Annotated in this window: 19 protein-coding genes; 18 read left to right on the top strand and 1 reads right to left on the bottom strand. The window is 64.1% G+C overall.

Annotated elements, in window-relative coordinates; all coding sequences use genetic code 11:
- Positions 1-114: 114 nt before the first annotated feature.
- The 16 genes from mraZ to lpxC all read left to right on the top strand — a co-directional run bounded on the left by mraZ (position 115) and on the right by lpxC (position 17,924).
- A complete protein-coding gene (gene mraZ / locus CAG44_RS11750; protein ID WP_004575120.1) occupies positions 115-570 on the top strand; it encodes a division/cell wall cluster transcriptional repressor MraZ in 456 nt (151 codons plus the stop codon).
- Positions 567-1,514, top strand: a complete 948-nt coding sequence (gene rsmH / locus CAG44_RS11745) for a 16S rRNA (cytosine(1402)-N(4))-methyltransferase RsmH (RefSeq protein WP_025340553.1) — start codon at positions 567-569, stop codon at positions 1,512-1,514. Before mraZ ends, rsmH begins: the two co-directional genes overlap by 4 nt.
- Complete coding sequence (gene ftsL, locus CAG44_RS11740) at positions 1,511-1,804, top strand: cell division protein FtsL (RefSeq protein ID WP_025340552.1); 294 nt, start codon at positions 1,511-1,513, stop codon at positions 1,802-1,804. Before rsmH ends, ftsL begins: the two co-directional genes overlap by 4 nt.
- Positions 1,804-3,546, top strand: coding sequence for a penicillin-binding protein 2 (locus CAG44_RS11735; protein ID WP_162276789.1), 1,743 nt, complete (start codon positions 1,804-1,806; stop codon positions 3,544-3,546). Before ftsL ends, CAG44_RS11735 begins: the two co-directional genes overlap by 1 nt.
- Positions 3,543-5,033 carry a UDP-N-acetylmuramoyl-L-alanyl-D-glutamate--2,6-diaminopimelate ligase gene (locus CAG44_RS11730; RefSeq protein WP_178076920.1) on the top strand — a complete coding sequence of 497 codons (1,491 nt, stop codon included), beginning with the start codon at positions 3,543-3,545 and terminating at the stop codon, positions 5,031-5,033. The genes CAG44_RS11735 and CAG44_RS11730 overlap by 4 nt, the downstream gene beginning before the upstream one ends.
- Positions 5,026-6,393, top strand: a complete 1,368-nt coding sequence (gene murF / locus CAG44_RS11725) for a UDP-N-acetylmuramoyl-tripeptide--D-alanyl-D-alanine ligase (RefSeq protein ID WP_085692178.1) — start codon at positions 5,026-5,028, stop codon at positions 6,391-6,393. The genes CAG44_RS11730 and murF overlap by 8 nt, the downstream gene beginning before the upstream one ends.
- Entirely contained in the window at positions 6,393-7,475 is a 1,083-nt protein-coding gene (mraY, locus tag CAG44_RS11720) for a phospho-N-acetylmuramoyl-pentapeptide-transferase (protein WP_025340548.1), read from the top strand. Before murF ends, mraY begins: the two co-directional genes overlap by 1 nt.
- A gap of 6 nt (positions 7,476-7,481) precedes the next feature.
- Positions 7,482-8,828, top strand: coding sequence for a UDP-N-acetylmuramoyl-L-alanine--D-glutamate ligase (murD, locus tag CAG44_RS11715; protein WP_039613069.1), 1,347 nt, complete (start codon positions 7,482-7,484; stop codon positions 8,826-8,828).
- A complete protein-coding gene (gene ftsW / locus CAG44_RS11710) occupies positions 8,825-10,039 on the top strand; it encodes a putative lipid II flippase FtsW (protein WP_025340546.1) in 1,215 nt (404 codons plus the stop codon). Before murD ends, ftsW begins: the two co-directional genes overlap by 4 nt.
- A complete protein-coding gene (murG, locus tag CAG44_RS11705) occupies positions 10,029-11,108 on the top strand; it encodes an undecaprenyldiphospho-muramoylpentapeptide beta-N-acetylglucosaminyltransferase (RefSeq protein WP_085592134.1) in 1,080 nt (359 codons plus the stop codon). The genes ftsW and murG overlap by 11 nt, the downstream gene beginning before the upstream one ends.
- Positions 11,101-12,549 carry a UDP-N-acetylmuramate--L-alanine ligase gene (gene murC, locus CAG44_RS11700; RefSeq protein WP_013974110.1) on the top strand — a complete coding sequence of 483 codons (1,449 nt, stop codon included), beginning with the start codon at positions 11,101-11,103 and terminating at the stop codon, positions 12,547-12,549. The genes murG and murC overlap by 8 nt, the downstream gene beginning before the upstream one ends.
- Complete coding sequence (locus CAG44_RS11695; protein WP_015271707.1) at positions 12,546-13,502, top strand: D-alanine--D-alanine ligase; 957 nt, start codon at positions 12,546-12,548, stop codon at positions 13,500-13,502. Before murC ends, CAG44_RS11695 begins: the two co-directional genes overlap by 4 nt.
- A 5-nt stretch (positions 13,503-13,507) precedes the next feature.
- On the top strand, positions 13,508-14,377 hold the full coding sequence (locus tag CAG44_RS11690) for a cell division protein FtsQ/DivIB (RefSeq protein ID WP_025340544.1): 870 nt from the start codon (positions 13,508-13,510) through the stop codon (positions 14,375-14,377).
- Between the two features lie 14 nt (positions 14,378-14,391).
- A complete protein-coding gene (gene ftsA, locus CAG44_RS11685; RefSeq protein WP_015271706.1) occupies positions 14,392-15,648 on the top strand; it encodes a cell division protein FtsA in 1,257 nt (418 codons plus the stop codon).
- Positions 15,649-15,703: 55 nt separating this feature from the next.
- Positions 15,704-16,900: a cell division protein FtsZ gene (ftsZ, locus tag CAG44_RS11680; protein ID WP_003251871.1), complete on the top strand. Its 1,197-nt coding sequence runs from the start codon at positions 15,704-15,706 to the stop codon at positions 16,898-16,900.
- A 112-nt stretch (positions 16,901-17,012) separates the two neighbouring features.
- Positions 17,013-17,924: a UDP-3-O-acyl-N-acetylglucosamine deacetylase gene (gene lpxC / locus CAG44_RS11675; RefSeq protein ID WP_003260771.1), complete on the top strand. Its 912-nt coding sequence runs from the start codon at positions 17,013-17,015 to the stop codon at positions 17,922-17,924.
- 190 nt (positions 17,925-18,114) lie between these two features.
- Here lpxC and CAG44_RS11670 read toward each other — a convergent pair whose 3' ends face one another.
- Entirely contained in the window at positions 18,115-18,570 is a 456-nt protein-coding gene (locus CAG44_RS11670) for a DUF721 domain-containing protein (protein WP_085592128.1), read from the bottom strand.
- Between the two features lie 392 nt (positions 18,571-18,962).
- Here CAG44_RS11670 and secA point away from each other — a divergent pair, with 392 nt between their 5' ends.
- Entirely contained in the window at positions 18,963-21,698 is a 2,736-nt protein-coding gene (gene secA / locus CAG44_RS11660) for a preprotein translocase subunit SecA (protein ID WP_075046258.1), read from the top strand.
- Positions 21,699-21,871: 173 nt separating this feature from the next.
- Positions 21,872-23,089, top strand: a complete 1,218-nt coding sequence (gene argJ, locus CAG44_RS11655) for a bifunctional glutamate N-acetyltransferase/amino-acid acetyltransferase ArgJ (protein WP_023662147.1) — start codon at positions 21,872-21,874, stop codon at positions 23,087-23,089.
- Positions 23,090-23,181: the final 92 nt, after the last annotated feature.

Here is a 23,181-nt window from a genome sequence, read left to right as displayed (position 1 = left end):
GAACGTGCCTTGACGGTGCTGCGGGCGGATTCCTATAGTGTGCGCAAGTGGCAGAAAGTGGGATGAAGTGGGTTTTCTGGCACAAAAAAGCTAACATTGTGGGGAATCGCAGCCGTGTTCCGCGGAGCCAACGCCGTCAGCCTCGATGCCAAGGGCCGTCTCGCCATGCCGAGCCGGTACCGTGACGAGCTCGATTCGCGTTGCAATGGTCAGCTGATCGTGACCATCGACGCCGTTGACCCCTGCTTGTGTGTTTATCCCCTCGATGAGTGGGAACAGATAGAAGCCAAGTTGCGTGCCTTGCCATCGTTGCGTGAGGAAAACCGCCGCCTGCAGCGTTTGCTGATCGGTAATGCGGTTGACCTGGAGCTCGATGGCAGCGGGCGTTTCCTGGTGCCGCCCCGTCTGCGTGAGTACGCCAAGCTCGATAAGAAGGCGATGCTGGTGGGGCAACTGAACAAATTCCAGCTGTGGGATGAAGATGCCTGGAACGCGGTTTCGGCAGCCGACCTTGCAGCTATTCAACAACCGGGCGCCATGCCCGACGAATTGCGTGACCTGATCCTGTGACCATAGATAGCGGCTTCAACCACATTACCGTCCTGCTCGACGAAGCTGTCGAGGCATTGGCCCTGCGCGCCGACGGTTGCTATCTGGACGGCACTTTCGGCCGTGGCGGGCACAGCCGGCTGATTCTCAGCAAGCTCGGGCCGCAAGGGCGGCTGCTGGGTTTCGACAAAGATCCACAGGCGATTGCCACGGGGCAAGCGCTGGCGGCCGAAGACGGCCGCTTTGTCATTGTGCAGCGCAGCTTTGCCGAGCTGGGCGCGGAAGTGGCCGAGCGCGGCCTGGATGGCAAGGTCAGCGGCGTATTGCTGGACCTGGGCGTTTCCTCGCCGCAGCTGGATGACCCCGAGCGTGGCTTCAGCTTCCTCAATGACGGCCCGCTGGACATGCGTATGAACCCGGACCAGGGCATCAGCGCCGCCGAGTTCATCGCCACTGCGCCGGTGGAAGAGATCGCCCGCGTATTCAAGGAATACGGCGAGGAGCGCTTTGCCGGGCGCATGGCGCGTGCTGTGGTGGAGCGCCGCGAAAAGCAGCCGTTCACCCGTACCGCCGACCTGGCGGAAGTGCTCAAGGTGGCCAACCCGGCTTGGGAAAAGGGCAAGAACCCGGCTACCCGTGCCTTCCAGGGCCTGCGCATTCACGTCAACAACGAGCTGGGCGACCTAGAGACCGGTCTTGAGGCAGCGCTCGAAGCGCTGGAAGTTGGCGGGCGCCTGGCAGTCATCAGTTTCCACTCGCTGGAAGACCGCATCGTCAAGCTGTTCATGCGCAAGCTGGTCAAGGGCGAGGCCGACAACCTGCCACGCAACCTGCCGGTTCAGCACAAGGCCTTCGAGCCGAAAATCAAGCTCATCGGCAAGGCCCAGTTCGCCTCCGAAGCCGAGCTCAAGGCCAACCCGCGGGCGCGCAGCGCCGTGATGCGGGTGGCGGAGAAGCTGCGGTGAGCAGGCTGTTTGCCAAACCCTTGCCAGGCGGAAGCTTCCTGATGCTTCTGCTGTTCGTTGCCGTGCTGATTTCGGCCATCGCCGTGTCCTATAGCGCGCACTGGAACCGCCAGTTGCTCAACACCCTGTACGGCGAGTTGAACGAACGCGACAAGGCCCAGGCCGAGTGGGGCCGGCTGATCCTCGAGCAAAGCACCTGGACCGCCGCCAGCCGCATCGAAAACCTGGCTTCCGAGCAACTGAAGATGCGCGTACCTTCGGCTGACGAAGTGCGGATGGTGGCGCCATGATGAAGCTCGAAGGCGCACTCTACCCATGGCGCTTCCGCGTGGTGATCGGCTTGCTGGCGCTGATGGTCGGTGCCATCTGCTGGCGCATCATCGACCTGCAGGTGGTCGACCGTGACTTCCTCAAGGGCCAGGGCGATGCGCGCAGCCTGCGTCACATCCCTATCCCGGCTCACCGCGGCCTGATCACCGACCGCAACGGTGAACCGCTGGCGGTCAGTACCCCGGTCACCACCCTGTGGGCCAACCCCAAGGAAATGCAGGCCTCCAAGGACCGCTGGCCACAGCTGGCGGCAGCGCTGGGGCAGAACCCGCAGCAGCTGACCGAGCGCCTGACCCAGCAGGCCAGCAAAGAGTTCATCTATCTGGTCCGCGGCCTTACCCCGGAGCAGGGCCAGCATGTACTCGACCTGAAAGTGCCGGGTGTGTACGGCCTGGAAGAATTCCGCCGCTTCTACCCGGCCGGTGATGTCACCGCGCACATGGTCGGCTTCACCGACCTCGACGACCACGGTCGCGAAGGGGTGGAACTGGCCTATGACGAGTGGCTGGCCGGCGTACCCGGCAAGCGGCAGGTGATCAAGGACCGGCGCGGCCGGCTGATCAAGGACATCCAGGTAACCAAGAACGCCAAGGCCGGGAAGACCTTGGCGTTGTCGATAGACCTGCGCCTGCAGTACCTGGCCACCCGCGAGCTGCGCAACGCCATTGCCGAACAGGACGCCAAGGCCGGCAGCCTGGTGATCATGGACGTCAAGACCGGTGAGGTCCTGGCGATGGTCAACCAGCCGACCTACAACCCCAACAACCGTCGCAGCATGTTCCCGGCCGCCATGCGTAACCGCGCGATCATCGACGTGTTCGAGCCGGGCTCCACGGTCAAGCCGATCTCCATGAGCGCGGCACTGGAAAGTGGCCGCTGGAAGCCGACCGACAAGGTCGAGGTGTACCCGGGCAGCCTGCAGATCGGCCGCTACACCATCAAGGACGTGTCCAGGAGCGAGGGCCCGATCCTCGACCTGACCGGCATCCTGATCAACTCCAGTAACGTCGGCATGAGCAAGATCGCCTTCGACATCGGCGGCGAGGCCATCTACCGGGTCATGTCCCAGGTCGGCCTGGGCCAGTACACCGGCCTTGGCTTCCCCGGCGAGCGCGTCGGCAACCTGCCCAACCACCGCGAGTGGCGCAAGGCAGAGACCGCGACCCTGTCCTATGGCTATGGCGTGTCGGTCACCGCCCTGCAACTGGTGCATGCCTACGCGGCGCTGGCCAACGACGGCAAGATGGTGCCGCTGTCGATCCTCAAGGTCGACAAGGCCCCGGAAGCCGTGCAGGCCATTCCGAAGGAAACCGCCGAAACCGTCCAGGGCATGCTGCAGCAGGTGATTGAAGCACCGCGCGGCGTGTTCCGCGCCCAGGTGCCGTTCTACCACGTGGCCGGCAAGTCCGGTACCGCGCGTAAAGCCACCGTGGGCTCCAAGGGCTACACCGAAAACGCCTACCGCTCGCTGTTCGCCGGCTTCGGTCCGATGAGCGACCCGCGCTACGCCATCGTCGTGGTCATCGACGAACCAGGCAAGGGCGGCTACTTCGGCGGCCTGGTTTCGGCGCCGGTGTTCAGCAAGGTCATGTCCGGCACCCTGCGCCTGATGAACGTGCCGCCAGACAACCTGCCGCCGCCAGCACCCGTCGAACAATCGCAAGTCAATGCAGCAGCAACCGCCAAGGGAGGGCGTGGATGATGACAATGCCATTGAGCAAGCTTTTCGCTCACGCCAGCCGTGACCCGCTGATCCGTGAACTGACCCTGGACAGCCGCAATGTGCGCCCGGGCGATCTGTTCCTGGCCGTGCCGGGCGCCAAGGTCGATGGCCGCGAGCATATCGCCGATGCCCTGGCGCGTGGCGCTGCCGCCGTGGCCTATGAAGAGCAGGGCGCGAACGTCCTGCCAATCACCGACGCGCCGCTCATCCCGGTCAAGGGCCTGATCGCCCAGCTTTCGGATATCGCAGGGCGCTTCTATGGCGAACCGAGCCGCCAGCTGAACCTGGTGGGTGTGACCGGTACCAACGGCAAGACCAGCGTCACCCAGCTGGTGGCCCAGGCGCTGGACTTGCTTGGCCAGCGTTGCGGCCTGATCGGCACCCTGGGTACCGGCTTCTATGGTGAGCTGCAGAGTGGCCGCCTGACCACGCCCGACCCGATCGCCGTGCAGTCGACCCTCAACGATCTCAAGAAAGGTGGCGCCAAGGCCGTGGCCATGGAGGTTTCCTCCCACGCCCTGGAGCAGGGCCGGGTCGCCGCGCTGGAATTCGACATCGCGGTCATGACCAACCTGTCCCGCGACCACCTGGACTACCACGGCAGCATGGAGGCCTACGAGGCCGCCAAGGCCAAGCTGTTCGCCTGGCCGAGCTTGCGCTGCCAGGTGGTCAACCTGGATGACGATTTCGGCCGTCGCCTGGCCGCCGATTTTGCGCGCCGCCCGAGTGTCGACCATATCGAGACCCGGTTGCTCAGCTACAGCCTGGAGAAGCCGGAGGCCTCGCTGTTCTGCCGCGAAGCCGTGTTCAATGACGATGGCGTGCGCGCCACCCTGGTCACCGCCCAGGGCGAACGTACCCTGCGCAGCCAGTTGCTGGGCCGCTTCAACCTGAGCAACATGCTAGCCGCCGTGGCGACCCTGTTGGCGCTGGACTATGCGCTGGACGAAATCCTCGAGGTCACCTCACAGCTGCAGGGGCCGATCGGCCGCATGCAGCGCCTGGGCGGGGGCGACAAGCCGCTGGTGGTGGTCGACTACGCACACACCCCGGACGCCCTGGAGAAAGTGCTCGAAGCCCTGCGCCCGCACGCGCACGGCAAGCTGCTGTGCCTGTTCGGCTGCGGCGGCGACCGAGACCGCGGCAAGCGTCCGCTGATGGCCGAAGTGGCCGAACGCCTGGCCGACCGAGTGCTGGTCACCGACGACAACCCGCGTACTGAAGACCCGCTGCGCATTTTCGATGACATCCGTCCCGGTTTCGCCAGTCCTGCCGAGGTCGAGTTCGTTGCCGGTCGTGGCGAAGCCATCGCACACCTGATCGCCACTGCCGCTGCCGACGATGTGATCGTGCTGGCCGGCAAGGGGCACGAGGATTACCAGGAGATCAATGGCGAGCGCCATGATTTCTCCGATTTGATCGAGGCCGAAAAGGCACTTGCAGCCTGGGAGGCTCCACATGCTTAAGCCGATGTCACTCAGCCAGCTGACCACAGCACTGAGTGGTCAACAAGTCGGTGCCGACGCCACCTTCACCGGCGTCAGCATCGACAGCCGCAGTGTTGGCGCCGGGCAACTGTTCGTCGCCCTGGCCGGCCCGCGCTTCGATGGCCACGACTACCTGGCCGATGTGAAGGCCAAGGGCGCTGTCGCGGCCCTGGTCGAGCGTGAAGTGGCCGATGTCGACCTGCCGCAGCTGCTGGTCGCCGATTGCCGCCTGGCCCTCGGCCAGCTTGGCGCGCTGAACCGTGCTGCCTTCGACAAGCCGGTGGTGGCCATCACCGGTTCCAGCGGCAAGACCACGGTCAAGGAGATGCTCGCCAGCATCCTGCGCACCCGTGGCCTGGTGCACGCCACCCGCGGCAACCTGAACAACGACCTCGGCGCGCCGCTGACCCTGCTGGAGATCGCCCCCGAGCACAGTGCCGCGGTAATCGAACTGGGCGCCTCGCGCATTGGCGAGATCCGCTACACCGTCGGCCTGACCCGGCCCCAGGTGGTCATCATCAACAACGCTGGTACCGCCCACGTTGGCGAGTTCGGCGGCCCGGAAAAGATCGTCGAAGCCAAGGGCGAGATCCTCGAAGGCCTGGGCGAGGGCGGTATCGCCATCCTCAACCTGGACGACAAGGCCTTTGATATCTGGAAGGCACGCGCCGGCGCGCACAAGGTCTTCAGCTTCGCCCGCAGCAATGCAAAGGCCGATTTCCATGCCACGGACATCGGTCGTGATGCCCGTGGTTGCCCGTCGTTCAAGCTGCACGGCGCTGGTGATGTGGTAGACGTGCAACTCGATGTGCTCGGTGAGCACAACGTCAGCAATGCCCTGGCCGCCGCCGCCGCTGCCCATGCCGTTGGTCTGAGCCTGAGCGGCATCGCCGCCGGCCTGGCTGCCGTGCAGCCGGTCAAGGGCCGTACCGTGGCGCAGATCGCGCCGAACGGTGTGCGCGTGATCGACGACAGTTACAACGCAAATCCCACCTCCATGTGCGCGGCCATTGATATACTCGCCGGCTTTTCCGGACGCACCGTCCTGGTGCTTGGAGATATCGGCGAACTGGGGCAATGGGCGGAAGAAGGCCACCGTCAGGTGGGTGACTACGCGCGTGGCAAGGTCGACGCCCTGTACGCAGTGGGTTCCAACATGACACACGCGGTCAAGGCGTTCGGCGCCAATGGCCGCCATTTCGCTACTCAAGCTGAGCTGATCGACGCGGTTGGCGCCGAGAATGCCAGCGACACCACTATCTTGATCAAGGGCTCGCGCAGCGCTGCGATGGAAAACGTCGTGGCGGCATTGTGCGGTGCCAGCGGGGAGAAACATTAATGCTGCTGCTGTTGGCCGAGTATCTGCAACAGTTCCACAAAGGCTTCGCGGTCTTCCAGTACCTGTCCCTGCGCGGGATTCTGGGTGTGCTGACCGCGTTGTCCCTGGCGCTGTGGCTGGGGCCGTGGATGATCCGTACCCTGCAAATCCGCCAGATCGGCCAGGCCGTGCGTAACGACGGCCCGCAATCGCACCTGTCCAAGTCCGGCACCCCGACCATGGGTGGGGCGCTGATCCTGTCCGCGATCGCCGTCAGCACCTTGCTGTGGGCCGACCTGACCAACCGCTACGTGTGGGTGGTGCTGATCGTTACCCTGGCATTCGGTGCCATCGGCTGGGTCGATGACTACCGCAAGGTGATCGAAAAGAACTCGCGTGGCCTGCCAAGCCGCTGGAAGTACTTCTGGCAGTCGGTGTTCGGCCTGGCTGCAGCCATCTTCCTGTACAAGACCGCGCCGACCAGCGTCGAAACCACGCTGATCCTGCCGTTCATCAAGGATGTCACCATTCCACTGGGCATCGGCTTCGTCGTGCTGACCTACTTCGTCATTGTCGGTTCGAGCAACGCGGTCAACCTCACCGACGGCCTCGACGGCCTGGCGATCATGCCGACGGTGATGGTCGGCGGTGCCCTGGGCATCTTCTGCTACCTGTCGGGCAACGTGAAGTTCGCCGAATACCTGCTGATCCCCTACGTGCCGGGCTCGGGCGAGCTGATCGTGTTCTGCGGCGCGCTGATCGGTGCCGGCCTGGGCTTCCTGTGGTTCAACACCTACCCGGCGCAGGTATTCATGGGTGACGTCGGCGCGCTGGCGCTGGGCGCCGCGCTGGGCACCATCGCCGTGATCGTCCGCCAGGAAATCGTGCTGTTCATCATGGGCGGCGTGTTCGTCATGGAAACCCTGTCGGTGGTGATCCAGGTTGCCTCCTTCAAGCTGACCGGCAAGCGCGTGTTCCGCATGGCGCCGATCCACCACCACTTTGAACTCAAGGGCTGGCCAGAGCCACGGGTGATCGTCCGCTTCTGGATCATCACCGTGATCCTGGTGCTGGTCGGCCTTGCAACCCTGAAACTGAGGTAGATGAGCGTGTCCCTGATCGCTTCCGACCAATTCCGCATCGTTGTCGGCCTCGGCAAGAGCGGCATGTCCCTGGTTCGCTTCCTGGCGAGCCGGGGCATTGCCTTTGCGGTCGCCGACACCCGCGAGCAACCGCCGGAACTGGACACCCTGCGCCGTGATTACCCGCAGGTGGAAGTGCGCTGTGGTGAACTGGACGTGGACTTCCTGTGCCGCGCCAACGAGCTGTACGTCAGCCCCGGCCTGGCCCTGGCCACCCCGGCCCTGCAGCAGGCGGCCGCGCGTGGCGTGAAGCTGTCCGGTGACATCGAACTGTTCGCCCGCCACGCCAAGGCTCCGATCATTGCCATCAGCGGCTCCAACGCCAAGAGCACCGTCACCACCCTGGTTGGCGAAATGGCCGCCAAGGCGGGCAAGCGCGTGGCGGTGGGCGGCAACCTCGGTACCCCGGCGCTGGACCTGCTGGCCGATGACGTCGAGCTGTACGTGCTGGAACTGTCCAGCTTCCAGCTGGAAACCACCGACCAGCTCAACGCCGAAGTGGCCACCGTGCTGAACATCAGCGAAGACCACATGGACCGCTACAGCGGCCTGCCGGCCTACCACCTGGCCAAGCACCGGATCTTCCGTGGTGCCCGCCAGGTCGTGGTCAACCGCCAGGACGCCCTGAGCCGGCCGCTGCCGGTGGAAGGCCGCCCATGCTGGACCTTCGGCCTCAACCAGCCGGACTTCAAGGCCTTCGGCCTGCGCGAAGTGGACGGCGAGAAATACCTGGCGTTCGAGTTCCAGGCGCTGATGCCGGCGCGTGAGCTGAAGATTCGTGGCGCCCACAACCAGAGCAACGCCCTGGCGGCACTGGCCCTGGGGCATGCTGCCGGCCTGCCGTTCGAACCGATGCTCGAGGCACTGCGCGAGTTCGGCGGCCTGGCCCACCGTTGCCAGTGGGTGCGCGAGCGTAACGGCGTTAACTGGTACGACGATTCCAAGGCCACCAACGTTGGTGCTGCCCTGGCCGCCATCGAAGGCCTGGGTGCCGACATCGAAGGCAAGCTGGTGCTGATCGCCGGTGGCGATGGCAAGGGCGCCGACTTCGCCGCGCTGCGCGAGCCGGTCAAGCGCTTCTGCCGTGCCGTGGTACTGCTTGGCCGTGATGCCGAGCGCCTGGCCGAAGCCCTGGGCGATGGCGTGCAACTGGTCCGCGTGAAGACCCTCGACGACGCCGTGCAGCAATGCGCCGAACTGGCCCAGGCGGGTGATGCCGTGCTGCTGTCGCCGGCGTGCGCCAGCCTCGACATGTTCAAGAACTTCGAAGAACGCGGGCGCCTGTTCGCCCAGGCAGCGGGAGGCCTTGCATGATCTTCGGCATCCTCAAGCCCTATCCGTCGCCGCTGATCAGCGGCCGTGGCATCGACCTGGACTTCGCGATGCTTGCCGGCTGCCTGGCATTGCTGGGCCTGGGCCTGGTGATGATCACCTCGGCGTCCTCGGAAGTGGCTGCGGTGCAGTCGGGCAACCCGCTTTACCACATGTTCCGCCACCTGGTGTACGTGTTCCTCGGCCTGGTCGCCTGTGGCGCCACCATGCTGGTACCGATCGCCACCTGGCAGCGCATGGGCTTCATGATGCTGCTGGGTGCCTTCGGCCTGCTGGTACTGGTGCTGGTGCCGGGTATCGGCCGCGAAGTGAACGGCTCCATGCGCTGGATCGGCTTCAGCTTCTTCAACGTGCAGCCTTCGGAAATTGCCAAGGTGTTCGTGGTCGTCTACCTGGCCGGCTACCTGGTGCGCCGGCAGACCGAGGTACGCGAAACCTGGATGGGCTTCTTCAAGCCGTTCATCGTGCTGCTGCCCATGGCTGCCCTGCTGCTGATGGAGCCGGACTTCGGTGCCACCGTGGTGATGATGGGCGCGGCGGCGGCCATGCTGTTCCTCGGCGGGGTGGGGCTGTTCCGCTTCAGCCTGATGGTCGTGTTGGCGGTGGTCGCGGTGTTCGTCCTGGTACAGGCGCAGCCTTACCGGATGGCGCGCCTGATTACCTTTACCGACCCGTGGTCCGACCAGTTCGGCTCGGGCTACCAGCTGACCCAGGCGCTGATTGCCTTCGGCCGTGGCGAGTGGCTGGGCGTTGGCCTGGGCAACAGCGTGCAGAAGCAGTTCTACCTGCCTGAAGCGCACACCGACTTCGTGTTCTCGGTACTGGCCGAAGAACTCGGGGTGGTCGGCTCGCTGCTGACTATCGCGCTGTTCGTATTCGTGACTGTGCGTGCCCTGTATATCGGCCTGTGGGCAGAAAAAGCCAAGCAGTTCTTTGCCGCTTATGTTGCCTTCGGCCTGGCCTTCCTGTGGATCGGCCAGTTCCTGATCAACATCGGTGTGAACGTCGGCCTGCTGCCGACCAAGGGCCTGACCCTGCCGTTCCTCAGCTACGGGGGCAGTTCGCTGGTGATCTGCTGTGCCTGTGTGGGCCTGTTGCTGCGTATCGAGTGGGAAAGCCGCACGCACCTGGGCAGTGAGGAGCACGAATTCAGCGAAAGCGATTTTGCCGAGGAGACCAATCATGGCCGCTGACGGCAAGAACGTACTGATCATGGCGGGCGGCACCGGGGGCCACGTGTTCCCGGCCCTGGCCTGCGCCCGTGAATTCCAGGCGCGCGGCTACAGCGTGCACTGGCTGGGCACCCCGCGCGGTATCGAGAATGAACTGGTGCCCCAGGCCGGCCTGCCGCTGCACCTGATCCAGGTCAGTGGCCTGCGCGGCAAGAGCAAGCTGTCGTTGCTCAAGGCACCGTTCACCCTGGTCAAGGCCGTGTTGCAGGCGCGGCGTATCGTGCGTGAGCTCAAGCCGGTATGCGTGGTCGGCTTCGGTGGTTATGTGACTGGCCCCGGCGGCGTGGCCGCACGCCTGTGCGGCGTACCGCTGGTGATCCACGAGCAGAACGCCCGCGCCGGTACCACCAACCGCTTGCTGCTGCCGTTGGCTGCGCGTGTGTGCGAAGCCTTCCCGGCCACCTTCGCCGCCAGCGACAAACTGCGCACCACCGGCAACCCGGTGCGCCCGGAACTGTTCATGGACGCCCTGCGCGCGCCCCTGGCCGAGCGCCGTGCGCGCCTGCTGGTGATGGGCGGCAGCCTGGGTTCGGAACCATTGAACAAATTGTTGCCTAAGGCCCTGTCCGAAGTGCCCGCCGCGCTGCGGCCAGAGGTATTCCACCAGGCCGGCAAGCAACACGCGCCGGCCACCGCCGAGCGTTATCACGAGGCGGGCGTCGAGGCTCAGGTAGAGCCCTTCATCAAGGACATGGCCCAAGCCTATGGCTGGGCCGACATTGTGGTGTGCCGGGCCGGCGCCCTGACCGTCAGCGAGCTGGCGGCAGCGGGCCTGCCTTCGATGCTGGTGCCATTGCCCCACGCGATCGACGACCACCAGACCCACAACGCCCAATATCTGGCCCGGGAAGGCGCTGCCTTCCTGATGCCACAAGCGACAACTGGCGCAGCGCAGCTCGCTGAACGCCTGAACGAGGTGCTGATGCAACCCGAGAAACTCAACGTCATGGCAGGCACCGCACGGCGCCTGGCCAAACCTGCCGCAACCAGCACCGTGGTCGATATCTGCCTGGAGGTGGCCCATGGTTGAGAGCCAGAAAGCCATGCCTCAGCCGAAGATGGGCCGTATCCGCCGTATCCACTTCGTCGGTATCGGCGGCGTGGGCATGTGCGGCATTGCCGAAGTGTTGCTGAACCTGGGCTATGAAGTGTCCGGTTCCGACCTGAAGGCCTCCCCGGTCACCGAGCGCCTGGAATCGTTCGGCGCCGAGATCTTCGTCGGCCACCGCGCCGAGAACGCCGCCACCGCCGATGTGCTGGTGGTGTCCAGCGCCATCAACCCGGCCAACCCGGAAGTCGCAACCGCCCTCGAGCGGCGCATTCCGGTGGTGCCGCGTGCCGAGATGCTCGCCGAGCTGATGCGCTATCGCCATGGCGTGGCCGTTGCCGGCACCCACGGCAAGACCACCACTACCAGCCTGCTGGCCTCGGTGTTCGCCGCTGGCGGCCTGGACCCGACCTTCGTCATCGGTGGCCGCCTGACCGCGGCCGGCACCAATGCCCAGTTGGGTACCAGCCGCTACCTGATTGCCGAAGCGGACGAGAGCGATGCCAGCTTCCTGCACCTGCAACCGATGGTAGCCGTGGTCACAAACATCGACGCCGACCACATGGCGACCTACGAAGGTGACTTCAACAAACTGAAGAAAACCTTCGTCGAGTTCCTGCACAACCTGCCGTTCTATGGCCTGGCCGTGATGTGCCTGGACGACCCGGTAGTGCGCGAGATCCTGCCACAGGTCAAGCGCCCGACCGTGACCTATGGCTTCAGCGACGAGGCCGACATCCGCGCCATCAACGTGCGCCAGATGGGCATGCAGACCCACTTCACCGTGCTGCGCCGCGACCGCGAGCCGCTGGAGGTGTCGGTGAACATGCCCGGCAACCACAACGTGCTCAATGCCTTGGCCACCATCGCCATCGCCACCGACGAAGGCATCACCGACGAAGCCATCGTCCAGGGCCTGTCCGGCTTCCAGGGCGTCGGCCGCCGCTTCCAGGTGTACGGCGAACTGCCGGTCGAAGGCGGCAGCGTGATGCTGGTCGACGATTACGGCCACCACCCGACCGAAGTGGCTGCGGTTATCCAGGCCGTGCGCGGCGGTTGGCCAAGCCGTCGCCTGGTGATCGTCTACCAGCCGCACCGCTACAGCCGTACCCGCGACCTGTACGACGATTTCGTCCAGGTGCTGGGCGATGCCAACGTGCTGCTGCTGATGGAGGTCTACCCGGCCGGCGAAGAGCCGATCCCCGGCGCCGACAGCCGCCAGCTGTGCCACAGCATCCGCCAGCGCGGCAAGCTGGACCCGATCTACATCGAGCGTGGCGTCGACCTGGCGCCGCTGGTCAAGCCACTGCTGCGCGCTGGCGACATCCTGATCTGCCAGGGTGCCGGTGATGTCGGCGGCCTGGCCCCTCAATTGATGAAAAGCCCGCTGTTCGCTGGCGCCAAGCAGGAGAAGTCGAAATGACCAGCGCCTACGACAAACTGCACTCGACCCTGGACGTCAAGGCGTTCGGCCGCGTCGCGGTGCTGTACGGCGGCAAGAGCGCCGAGCGCGAAGTGTCGCTCAAGTCCGGCGCCGCAGTGATCGACGCGCTGACCACCGCCGGTGTCGACGTGGTCGCCATCGACGTGGGTGACGACCTGCTCGACCGCCTGCAAAGCGAGAAGATCGATCGCGCCTTCATCATCCTCCACGGTCGTGGCGGTGAAGACGGCAGCATGCAAGGCCTGCTCGAGTGCCTGGGCATCCCCTACACCGGCAGTGGCATCCTTGCCTCGGCACTGGCCATGGACAAGCTGCGCACCAAGCAGGTGTGGCAGAGCCTGGGCATTCCGACCCCGCGCCACGCGGTGCTGGCGAGCGAAAGCGATTGTTTGCAGGCCAGTACGGAACTGGGCTTCCCGCTTATCGTCAAACCCGCCCATGAAGGTTCCAGCATCGGCATGGCCAAGGTGAACAGCGCCCAGGAACTGGTCGCCGCCTGGCAGGATGCCGCCCGATACGATTCCCAGGTACTGGTGGAGCAGTGGATCCACGGGCCGGAGTTCACCGTCGCGGTACTGCGCGGCCAGGTGCTGCCGCCGATCGCCCTGGGTACGCCGCACGTGTTCTACGACTACGACGCCAAGTACATCGCCAACGATACCCAGTACCGCATTCCGTGCGGCCTGGACAGCGTCAAGGAACAGGAACTGATCGACCTGACCGCGCGCGCCTGCGATGCCATCGGCATCGAAGGCTGGGGGCGGCTGGACGTGATGCAGGACGAGCAGGGCCGGTTCTGGCTGCTCGAAGTCAACACCGCACCCGGCATGACCGACCATAGCCTGGTGCCCATGGCGGCCCGCGCGGCCGGCCTGGACTTCCAGCAACTGGTGCTGGCGATCCTGGCCGAAAGCGTGGCGACGCGAGGTTAACAACCATGCAAGGCGCGATGATACGTCAGCAGCAACCCGTTACCGGCCGTAGCAAGCCGGTGCCGCGTGGTGCCAGCCGGCTGGTGGCCGACGAGCCCGTATCGGCGCGCCTGCCGCGGCCAAGCCTGGGTGGTCTCAAGCGCCTGCTGTGGCCGGTGCTGCTGGTGGCGGCCGGGTTTGGCGCCTACGAGGGCGCCATTCGGCTGATGCCGTACGCCGACCGGCCGATCACCAAGATCGACGTGCAGGGCGACCTCAGCTACATCAGCCAGCAGTCGGTACAGCAGCGTATCGCGCCCTACGTGGCAGCGAGCTTCTTCAGTGTCGACCTGCCGGCGATGCGCGCAGAGCTCGAGCAGATGCCGTGGATCGCCCACGCCGAAGTGCGCCGGGTGTGGCCCGACGAGGTGGTGATCCGCCTGGAAGAACAGTTGCCGGTGGCGCGCTGGGGTGACGAAGCCTTGCTCAACAACCAGGGCCAGGCCTTCACCCCGCGCGAACTGGCCAACTACGAGCACCTGCCGCAGCTGGCCGGGCCGCAGCGTGCTCAGCAACAAGTGATGCAGCAGTATCAGGTATTGAGCCAGATGCTGCGCCCCCTGGGCTTTTCCATCGCTCGCCTGGAGCTGCGCGAGCGAGGCAGCTGGTTCCTGACCACGGGCGCGAGCAGCGCCGGGCCGGGCATCGAGCTGCTGCTGGGGCGCGACCATCTGGTGGAGAAGATGCGCCGTTTCATTGCCATTTACGACAAGACACTCAAAGACCAGATCAGCACTATCGCCCGCATTGATCTGCGTTACTCCAACGGACTTGCCGTTGGTTGGCGGGAACCGATTGCACCGACGACGGCCCAACCCGCCGTTGCGAAGAATTAGAGAGAGGCAGGACCATGGCAAACGCGCATAGCGGCAAAATGATCGTCGGGCTGGACATCGGCACCTCCAAGGTGGTGGCGCTGGTGGGTGAAGTGGGCGAGGACGGCACCCTGGAAATCGTCGGGATCGGTACCCATCCGTCCCGCGGCCTGAAAAAAGGCGTGGTGGTGAACATCGAGTCCACCGTGCAGTCGATCCAGCGCGCCGTGGAAGAAGCGCAGCTGATGGCCGGCTGCCGCATCCACTCGGCCTTCGTCGGCGTGGCCGGCAATCACATCCGCAGCCTGAACTCCCACGGCATCGTCGCCATCCGCGACCGCGAGGTCAGCCTGGCCGACCTGGAGCGCGTACTCGACGCCGCCCAGGCCGTTGCCATCCCGGCTGACCAGCGCGTGCTGCACACCCTGCCGCAGGACTACGTGATCGACAACCAGGAAGGCGTGCGCGAGCCGCTGGGCATGTCTGGCGTACGTCTGGAAGCCAAGGTCCACGTGGTCACATGCGCGGTCAACGCGGCGCAGAACATCGAAAAATGCGTACGCCGCTGCGGCCTGGAAATCGACGACATCATCCTCGAGCAGCTGGCCTCGGCCTACTCGGTGCTGACCGACGATGAAAAAGAGCTGGGCGTGTGCCTGGTGGACATCGGTGGTGGCACCACCGACATCGCCATCTTCACCGAGGGCGCGATCCGTCACACCGCGGTGATCCCGATTGCCGGCGACCAGGTGACCAACGACATCGCCATGGCCCTGCGTACCCCGACCCAGTACGCCGAAGAAATCAAGATCCGCTACGCCTGCGCCCTGGCCAAACTGGCTGGCGCTGGCGAGACCATCAAGGTGCCAAGCGTGGGTGATCGCCCACCGCGCGAGCTGTCGCGCCAGGCCCTGGCCGAGGTGGTGGAGCCACGTTACGACGAGCTCTTCACCCTGATCCAGGCCGAACTGCGCCGCAGCGGCTACGAGGACCTGGTGCCGGCCGGCATCGTCCTCACCGGTGGCACCGCCAAGATGGAAGGCGCCGTGGAACTGGCCGAGGAAATCTTCCACATGCCGGTACGCCTGGGCGTGCCGCACAGCGTTCGGGGGCTCAGCGACGTGGTTCGCAACCCGATCTATTCCACCGGCGTGGGCTTGCTCACCTACGGCCTGCAGAAGCAGACCGAAGACCTGCCCCTGACCGGTAACAGCAGCAACAACAGCTATGGCGATGAACCGAAGGCTCCAGTGCTTGAACGCTTCAAGCGCTGGGTCCAGGGCAATTTCTAAGTTTCAAAGCAGTAGTGGTAGGCGCGACAACTAGAGAACTGTAAGGAGAGGGAAAATGTTCGAGCTCGTAGACAACGTCCCGCAAAGCCCGGTCATCAAAGTGATCGGTGTTGGCGGTGGTGGCGGCAACGCCGTCAACCACATGGTCAAGAGCAGCATCGAAGGCGTGGAATTCATCTGCGCCAACACCGATGCTCAGGCGCTGAAGAACATCGGCGCGCGCACCATCCTGCAATTGGGCACTGGCGTGACCAAGGGCCTGGGTGCCGGTGCCAATCCGGAAGTCGGCCGCCAGGCCGCGCTGGAAGACCGTGAGCGCATCGCTGAAGTGCTGCAGGGCACCAACATGGTGTTCATCACCACTGGCATGGGCGGCGGTACCGGTACCGGTGCAGCGCCGATCATCGCCGAAGTGGCCAAGGAAATGGGCATTCTCACCGTTGCCGTGGTGACCCGTCCGTTCCCGTTCGAAGGCCGCAAGCGCATGCAGATCGCCGATGAAGGCATCCGCATGCTGGCCGAAAGCGTCGACTCGTTGATCACCATCCCCAACGAGAAGCTGCTGACCATCCTGGGCAAGGATGCCAGCCTGCTGTCCGCCTTCGCCAAGGCCGACGACGTACTGGCCGGTGCCGTGCGCGGTATCTCCGATATCATCAAGCGCCCGGGCATGATCAACGTCGACTTCGCCGACGTGCGTACCGTGATGGGTGAAATGGGCATGGCCATGATGGGTACTGGCTGCGCCAGCGGCCCGAACCGTGCGCGTGAAGCCACCGAGGCAGCGATCCGCAACCCGCTGCTGGAAGACGTCAACCTGCAGGGCGCCCGCGGCATCCTGGTGAACATCACCGCAGGCCCTGACCTGTCGCTGGGCGAGTACTCCGACGTGGGTAGCATCATCGAAGCCTTCGCCTCCGACCACGCCATGGTCAAGGTCGGCACCGTGATCGACCCGGACATGCGTGACGAGCTGCACGTGACCGTAGTGGCCACCGGCCTGGGCGCGCGCATCGAGAAGCCTGTGAAGGTGGTCGACAACACCCTGCAGACTGCCCAGCAGGCATATGAGGCTTCCAACCCGGCTCCGGTTCGCCAGGAGCAGCCTGCGGTCAACTACCGTGACCTGGAGCGCCCGACCGTAATGCGCAACCAGGCCCATGCAGGTGCTGCTGCAGCCGCTAAACTGAACCCTCAGGATGACCTGGACTACCTCGATATCCCGGCATTCCTGCGTCGTCAGGCTGATTAATGGAATTTATCAGGGGTATAAAGGTGATTGGTATTCATCAAAGGTTGGGTCTGTTATCATCCCCAGCCTTTGTTGATACCTGTTCGCAATTTGCGCTGAAGCGGCCAATGCCATGATTAAACAACGCACCCTGAAGAATACCATCCGTGCCACAGGTGTCGGTCTGCACTCCGGGGAGAAGGTTTACCTGACCCTCAAGCCTGCACCTGTTGACACCGGCATCGTCTTCCGCCGCGCCGACCTCGACCCTGTGGTCGAAATCCCGGCGCGCGCGGCCAACGTCGGCGAGACAACTATGTCGACGACGCTGGTCAACGGTGACGTCAAGGTCGATACGGTCGAGCACCTGCTCTCCGCCATGGCGGGCCTGGGCATCGATAACGCCTACGTCGAGCTCTCCGCCTCGGAAGTGCCGATCATGGATGGCAGCGCCGGACCCTTTGTATTTCTGATTCAGTCTGCCGGCCTGGAAGAACAGGACGCAGCCAAGAAGTTCATCCGCATCCTGCGTGAGGTAACCGTGGAAGAGGGCGACAAGCGCGCCACTTTCCTGCCTTTCGACGGTTTCAAGGTGAGCTTCGAGATCGACTTCGATCATCCGGTCCTCAAGGGCCAGACCCAGAGTGCGGTCGTCGACTTCTCCAGCACCTCGTTCGTGAAGGAAGTCAGTCGCGCCCGTACCTTCGGTTTCATGCGTGACATCGAGTACCTGCGCAAGCACAACCTTGCGCTGGGTGGCAGTGTCGAGAACGCCATCGTGGTCGACGAGACCGGTGTGCTCAACGAAGACGGCCTTCGTTCCGATGACGAATTCGTCAAGCACAAGATCCTCGACGCCATTGGCGACCTTTACCTGCTGGGCAACAGCCTGATCGGCGAGTTCAAGGGCTACAAGTCCGGCCACGCGCTGAACAACCAGCTGTTGCGCAAGCTGATTGCCGAAACCGATGCCTGGGAAGTGGTCACCTTCGAAGATGCCAGCACGGCACCGATCTCGTACATGCGCCCTGTTGCGGCCGTGTAAGTTCGAACACTCTCTAGTTCATTAAGGCCACCTTCGGGTGGCCTTTTTTATGGCTGACGCATTTTGCCCGGCAGGTCCGGCCATTCGCGGGCACGCCCGCTCCCACAGGTCCTGCGCCGCTCCAGAGGCAGTGGGCACCCTGTGGGAGCGGGCGTGCCCGCGAATGGACTGCGCAGCAGTCCCGAAGGTGTCAGCGCTTGTCCTGGGCGTGAGCTGCCAGCCTTTCCAGTGCTGCGCGCAGCTTGGGGTCAGTGATGCCCTCGGCGGTATCGCGCAGGCTCTCGGCTGCGTTATTGGACAGTTCTGCAGCATGGCCACCACGCTTGGCTGGCACCAGCGGGGGCTGGACCTTGTACTGGATGCGCCTGAGGTTGGCGAACGCCTCCATGGCCTGTAATGCCGACATCAGGCGTTTCTGCTGATAGCGCAGGCGGGTTGCCCAGTGGCCGTCGGTTACCACCAGCAACAATGTGCCATCGCGCCACGACGCCACATGGCAGTGCTCGCGGGCGGCTGGTTGCAGCTGGCTTTCCAGCAGGCGCTGCAGGTGCTCCAGGCGTTCGGCCTGGTTCAGCAGCAGGCGCAGCGGGCGGACCTGGCGGAGCAGGGCCGAGGGCGGCTGGGCGGGGGAGGGTTTGTAGGCCATGGGTATGTGCATGAGGTTACAAGATCGGCAGTTTAACACCTCTTGTAGCCTGCACCGGCCTCTTCGCGGGCTTGCCCGCTCCCACAGGTATTTCGCAACACTTGAGACCTGTGGTGATCCTGTGGGAGCGGGCAAGCCCGCGAAGAGGCCCGTGCAGGCAACCAAGGACAAGACTCATTCTCGATACGTTTCATCTTCCCGAACCTTGAACTCAGGGAAAATGCCCCTATCTAAAACAAGCCCCCGCCAAAACGCTGTACAAGCATCGTGGAAATCCACCACTTTCCTCACCATCGTTTCCGGGTAGAATGCTCGTTCGCATGCGGCCTCAGGGCTGCACGGGCGACTCATGGGGCCGCCCTCCATCCCTACGTGTGGAAGATCCTGCCGATATGTTTGCGCCTTTGTTAAAGAAACTTTTTGGAAGCAAGAACGAGCGTGAAGTCAAACGCATGCTCAAGACGGTGAACATCGTCAATGCTCTCGAAGAGAAGATGGTGGCCCTCTCCGACGAGCAACTGCGGGGCAAGACCGCAGAGTTCAAGGAGCGCCTGGCCAAAGGCGAGACACTGGACCAGTTGCTGCCTGAAGCCTTCGCCGTGGCCCGTGAGGCCGGCAAGCGCGTGATGGGCATGCGCCACTTCGACGTGCAGCTGATCGGTGGCATGACCCTGCACGAGGGCATGATCGCAGAAATGCGTACCGGTGAAGGCAAGACCTTGGTCGGTACCCTGGCCGTGTACCTCAACGCATTGTCTGGCAAGGGCGTGCACGTGGTCACCGTCAACGACTACCTGGCCCGCCGCGACGCCAACTGGATGCGCCCGCTGTACGAGTTCCTCGGCCTGTCGGTCGGCATCGTCTCGGCCTTCCAGCCGCCGGAAGAAAAGCGCGCCGCCTACGCGTCCGACATCACCTACGGCACCAACAACGAATTCGGTTTCGACTACCTGCGCGACAACATGGCGTTCAGCCAGGACGAGAAGTTCCAGCGTGAACTGAACTTCGCCGTGATCGACGAAGTCGACTCCATCCTCATCGACGAAGCGCGTACCCCGCTGATCATCTCCGGTCAGGCCGAGGACAGCTCCAAGCTGTACATCGAGATCAACCGTCTGATCCCGCGCCTTACCCAGCACATCGAAGAGGTCGAGGGCCAGGTCACCCAGGAAGGCCACTTCACCATCGACGAGAAGAGCCGTCAGGTCGAGCTGAACGAAGCCGGTCACCAGTTCATCGAAGAGATGCTCACCCAGTCCGGCCTGCTGGCCGAGGGCGAGAGCCTGTACTCGGCGCATAACCTGAGCCTGCTGACCCACGTCTACGCCGGCCTGCGCGCGCACAAGCTGTTCCACCGCAACATCGAATACATCGTCCAGGACGGCCAGGTCCTGCTGATCGACGAGCACACCGGCCGTACCATGCCGGGCCGTCGTCTGTCCGAAGGCCTGCACCAGGCCATCGAAGCCAAAGAGAACCTGAACATCCAGGCCGAGAGCCAGACCCTGGCTTCGACCACCTTCCAGAACTACTTCCGCCTCTACACCAAGCTGTCCGGCATGACCGGTACCGCCGACACCGAAGCGTTCGAGTTCCAGTCGATCTACGGGCTCAACGTGATGGTCATTCCGCCGAACAAGCCGTTGGCGCGTAAAGACTTCAATGACCTGGTGTACCTGACCGCCGACGAGAAATACGCCGCGATCATCGCCGACATCAAGGAAAGCATGAAGCAGGGCCGCCCGGTGCTGGTGGGTACTGCGACCATCGAAACCTCCGAGCACATGTCCAACCTCCTGAAGAAGGAAGGTATCGACCACAAGGTGCTCAACGCCAAGTACCACGAGAAGGAAGCCGAGATCATCGCGCAAGCAGGTGCGCCAGGTGCCCTTACCATCGCCACCAACATGGCCGGCCGTGGTACCGACATCCTGCTGGGCGGTAACTGGGAAGCCGAAGTGGCTGCCCTGGAAAACCCGACCGCCGAGCAGATCGCCCAGATCAAGGCCGACTGGCAGAAGCGTCACCAGCAGGTGATCGAGACGGGTGGCCTGCACGTGATCGCTTCCGAGCGCCACGAATCGCGCCGTATCGACAACCAGCTGCGTGGCCGTTCCGGCCGTCAGGGCGACCCGGGCTCCAGCCGCTTCTACCTGTCGCTGGAAGACAGCCTGATGCGTATCTTCGCCTCTGACCGGGTGAAGAACTTCATGAAGGCGCTGGGCATGCAGTCCGGCGAGGCCATCGAGCACCGCATGGTCACCAACGCCATCGAGAAGGCCCAGCGCAAGGTCGAAGGCCGCAACTTCGACATCCGCAAGCAGTTGCTGGAATACGACGACGTGGCCAACGAGCAGCGCAAGGTGATCTACCACATGCGCAACAGCCTGCTGGCCGCCGAGAACATTGGCGACACCATCGTCGAATTCCGCAAGGAAGTACTGGACGCTACCATCAGCCAGCACATTCCGCCGCAGTCGCTGCCAGAGCAGTGGGATGTGGCCGGTCTGGAAGCTTCGCTTGCCAGCGATTTCGCCATGAAGCTGCCGATCCAGCAGTGGCTCGACGAGGACGATCACCTCTACGAAGAGACCCTGCGCGAGAAGCTGCTGAACGAAATCACCACCGCGTACACCGAGAAGGAAGACCAGGCCGGTATCGAAGCCCTGCGTACCTTCGAGAAGCAGATCCTGCTGCGCGTGCTGGATGACCTGTGGAAAGACCACCTGTCGACCATGGACCACCTGCGTCACGGTATCCACCTGCGTGGTTATGCGCAGAAGAACCCGAAGCAGGAGTACAAGCGCGAATCCTTCAGCCTGTTCCAGGAGCTGCTCGAGTCGATCAAGCGCGACACCATCCGTGTGCTGTCGCACGTTCAGGTACGCCGCGAAGACCCGGTCGAAGAGGAAGCCCGCCTGCGCCGCGAGGCCGAGGAACTGGCCAGCCGCATGCAGTTCCAGCATGCCGCTGCCCCGGGCCTGGAAAGCGAGCAACTGAACGAGGAGGGCGCCGAAGTGGCCGTCGCCTCGGCACCGGTGCGCAACGAGCAGAAGCTGGGCCGCAACGAGCCGTGCTGGTGTGGTTCGGGCAAGAAGTTCAAGCATTGCCACGGGCAGATCGAGTGATCTGACCTGAATTGGGGCCGCGGTGCGGCCCTATCGCGACACAAGGCCGCTCCCACAGGGATAGCGCACAGCCGCAACGCTGCGCCGTCCTATGTGGGAGCGGCCTTGTGTCGCGATGGGGCGCGAAGCGGCCCCGTTTTTCGATATCAACCGTATTTTCTAGGAGCGCTCTAATGGCTGTTGGTCTTGGTCCTTTGCCCACCCTGCACCCGGTTCCGGGTTTTGAACTCGGCATCGCTTCTGCCGGCATCAAGCGCCCGGGGCGCAAGGATGTGGTGGTCATGCGCTGCGCCGAAGGCTCCAGCGTGGCTGGCGTGTTCACCCTCAACGCCTTCTGCGCAGCGCCGGTGATCCTGTCCAAGCAGCGTGTGCAGGGCACCGTGCGCTACCTGCTGACCAACACCGGTAACGCCAACGCCGGCACCGGCGCGCCAGGCCTGGCCGCCGCCGAGCGCACCTGCGCCAAGCTGGCCGAACTGGCTGGCGTACCGGCCGAGTCGGTACTGCCGTTCTCCACCGGCGTAATCGGCGAGCCGCTGCCGGTCGAGAAGATCGAAGGCGCGCTGCAGGCCGCCCTCGACAACCTGTCGGAAAACCACTGGGCCGAAGCCGCCACCGGCATCATGACCACCGACACCCTGCCCAAGGGTGCCAGCCGCCAGTTCCAGCACGATGGCGTGACCGTTACCGTCACCGGCATCAGCAAGGGTGCAGGCATGATTCGTCCGAACATGGCTACCATGCTCGGCTACATCGCCACCGACGCCAAGGTTGCCCCGGCGGTACTCAAGGACCTGATGCTGGACGGCGCCAACAAGTCGTTCAACCGCATCACCATCGATGGCGACACCTCGACCAACGACTGCTGCATGCTGATCGCCACCGGCAAGGCCAACCTGCCGGAAGTCACCGAAGCCAGCGGCGCATTGTTCGAAGCGCTGAAGAAGGCGGTGTTCGAAGTGTGCATGGAAGTGGCCCAGGCCATCGTCCGTGACGGCGAAGGCGCCACCAAGTTCGTTACCGTGCAGGTCAACGGCGGTGGCAACCACCAGGAGTGCCTGGACGTCGGCTACGCCGTGGCCCACTCGCCACTGATCAAGACCGCGCTGTTCGCTTCCGACCCCAACTGGGGCCGTATCCTCGCCGCCGTTGGCCGTGCCGGCGTACCGGAGCTGGATGTGAGCCTGATCGATGTGTACCTGGACAGCGTGTGCATTGCCAGCAAAGGCGGCCGCAGCCCGAGCTACACCGAAGACCAGGGCGCCAAGGTAATGGCCCAGGAAGAGATCACCATCCGCATCGAGTTGGGCCGTGGCCAGTGCAGCGAAACCATCTGGACCACCGACCTGTCCCACGAGTACGTGAAGATCAACGCCGAGTACCGTACCTGATGTAATTGGGGCCGCGTTGCGGCCCATCGCGACACAAGGCCGCTCCCACAAGGACCTGCGTACACCGCCCCATGTGGGAGCGGCCTTGTGTC

The organism is Pseudomonas sp. B13(2017) (assembly GCF_002113245.1).
Classification (GTDB): domain Bacteria; phylum Pseudomonadota; class Gammaproteobacteria; order Pseudomonadales; family Pseudomonadaceae; genus Aquipseudomonas; species Aquipseudomonas putida_Z.
This window is presented reverse-complemented; position numbering and strand designations above follow the sequence as displayed.

Bases quoted from the DNA above. Each gene is read 5' to 3' on its own strand.
- CAG44_RS11735 (WP_162276789.1), top strand. From the start codon at position 1,804: ATGAAGCTCGAAGGCGCACTCTACCCATGGCGCTTCCGCGTGGTGATC.
- CAG44_RS11730 (WP_178076920.1), top strand. From the start codon at position 3,543: ATGATGACAATGCCATTGAGCAAGCTTTTCGCTCACGCCAGCCGTGAC.
- murF (WP_085692178.1), top strand. From the start codon at position 5,026: ATGCTTAAGCCGATGTCACTCAGCCAGCTGACCACAGCACTGAGTGGT.
- mraY (WP_025340548.1), top strand. From the start codon at position 6,393: ATGCTGCTGCTGTTGGCCGAGTATCTGCAACAGTTCCACAAAGGCTTC.
- ftsW (WP_025340546.1), top strand. From the start codon at position 8,825: ATGATCTTCGGCATCCTCAAGCCCTATCCGTCGCCGCTGATCAGCGGC.
- murG (WP_085592134.1), top strand. From the start codon at position 10,029: ATGGCCGCTGACGGCAAGAACGTACTGATCATGGCGGGCGGCACCGGG.
- murC (WP_013974110.1), top strand. From the start codon at position 11,101: ATGGTTGAGAGCCAGAAAGCCATGCCTCAGCCGAAGATGGGCCGTATC.
- CAG44_RS11695 (WP_015271707.1), top strand. From the start codon at position 12,546: ATGACCAGCGCCTACGACAAACTGCACTCGACCCTGGACGTCAAGGCG.
- CAG44_RS11690 (WP_025340544.1), top strand. From the start codon at position 13,508: ATGCAAGGCGCGATGATACGTCAGCAGCAACCCGTTACCGGCCGTAGC.
- ftsA (WP_015271706.1), top strand. From the start codon at position 14,392: ATGGCAAACGCGCATAGCGGCAAAATGATCGTCGGGCTGGACATCGGC.
- ftsZ (WP_003251871.1), top strand. From the start codon at position 15,704: ATGTTCGAGCTCGTAGACAACGTCCCGCAAAGCCCGGTCATCAAAGTG.
- lpxC (WP_003260771.1), top strand. From the start codon at position 17,013: ATGATTAAACAACGCACCCTGAAGAATACCATCCGTGCCACAGGTGTC.
- CAG44_RS11670 (WP_085592128.1), bottom strand. From the start codon at position 18,570: ATGGCCTACAAACCCTCCCCCGCCCAGCCGCCCTCGGCCCTGCTCCGC.
- secA (WP_075046258.1), top strand. From the start codon at position 18,963: ATGTTTGCGCCTTTGTTAAAGAAACTTTTTGGAAGCAAGAACGAGCGT.
- argJ (WP_023662147.1), top strand. From the start codon at position 21,872: ATGGCTGTTGGTCTTGGTCCTTTGCCCACCCTGCACCCGGTTCCGGGT.